We start from the raw sequence: 1,080 nt of genomic DNA, 5'->3' as shown, positions 1-1,080 counted from the left end.
GTCGTGATGAGTCCAATGGATGACGCCACCTTTGTTATTAAATTCATAAACACCGTAAAACTCGACCGTATCGCCAACATTTAAGCCATCTATACGTGATGCTAAATCAATATTATGGGCAACTAATAGCGTGTTTCCGCTGGCTATTTTTAGAATAAATCGTTGATGGCGGCTGCCTTTAAGATCATCGGAAAGTATTTTTACCACATACCCTGAACCACCGATTTGAAGGTTACTCTGCTTATTATCAATGGCATTTTGTAACGCACTATCACTGCCAGCGGTATAGCCAGCATAAACGTTTTGTACAATTCGAGTGGTTTGAACCTTTTGATCCAAAAAGCCAAATATCGCGAGACCAAGTAAACAGATAACTAAGATTTTTTTCATGCTTATCAATTCCTTTTAAACAACAATCAAAATAAAGCTAAACAAAAACGCGATAGTTTATCGCGTTTTTAATGAGTAATCTAACGTCCAAAATCTATTTAATCGACTCTAGCCATTGGTTAAATGACGATGCGGGCATAGCGCCGGATTGTTGTGCAAGCACTTTGCCTTGTTTAAATACCATCAGGGTTGGGATCGAGCGAATATTGAATTGGGCAGCAAGGGCTTGTTGCTCTTCGGTGTTGAGCTTGCCGAAACGAAACTTAGGCTCCCATTTCTTGGCTGCTTGAGTAAATACCGGCGCAAAGTTTTTACACGGACCGCACCAGCTGGCCCAAAAGTCGACCACCAGTGGTAACTCTGATTTATTAGCATGGTGGCTAAAATTGGCAGCTGTTAACTCTATAGGTTCACCAACAAACAGACTTTTTTTGCATTTTCCACAAGTAGGTTGTTGTTCAAGACGTTCTTCCGGTACGCGATTTAAGGTATCGCAATGGGGGCAAGCTATAATCATGATTAGACCTCATCAACTTCATTATTGAGACTCTTTAATCATAAACCTTGTTGGTGTGTTAAACGAATAATCGTTTAATTTATTATATTATGGCCAGCGGCCATCAACGCTTAACATCGCAAGGTTCCACCCTGCCGGATTAATTCGCTTTATGGCCTGCGCCCACCAACGTC

Annotated in this window: 2 protein-coding genes; both read right to left on the bottom strand. The window is 41.1% G+C overall.

From position 1 onward, the window contains the following. Positions 1-390 (bottom strand): DUF3465 domain-containing protein (locus CXF78_RS01525; RefSeq protein WP_102035767.1); only part of this gene is annotated, 390 nt, incomplete at its 3' end. Between the two features lie 94 nt (positions 391-484). Next, on the bottom strand, positions 485-907 hold the full coding sequence (gene trxC, locus CXF78_RS01520; protein WP_102035766.1) for a thioredoxin TrxC: 423 nt from the start codon (positions 905-907) through the stop codon (positions 485-487). Positions 908-1,080 lie beyond the last annotated feature (173 nt).

Source organism: Shewanella sp. 11B5 (assembly GCF_002836795.1).
Classification (GTDB): Bacteria; Pseudomonadota; Gammaproteobacteria; order Enterobacterales; family Shewanellaceae; genus Shewanella; species Shewanella frigidimarina.
Note: the sequence above shows the minus strand (reverse complement) of the source record. Positions and strands in the feature narration are given on the sequence as shown.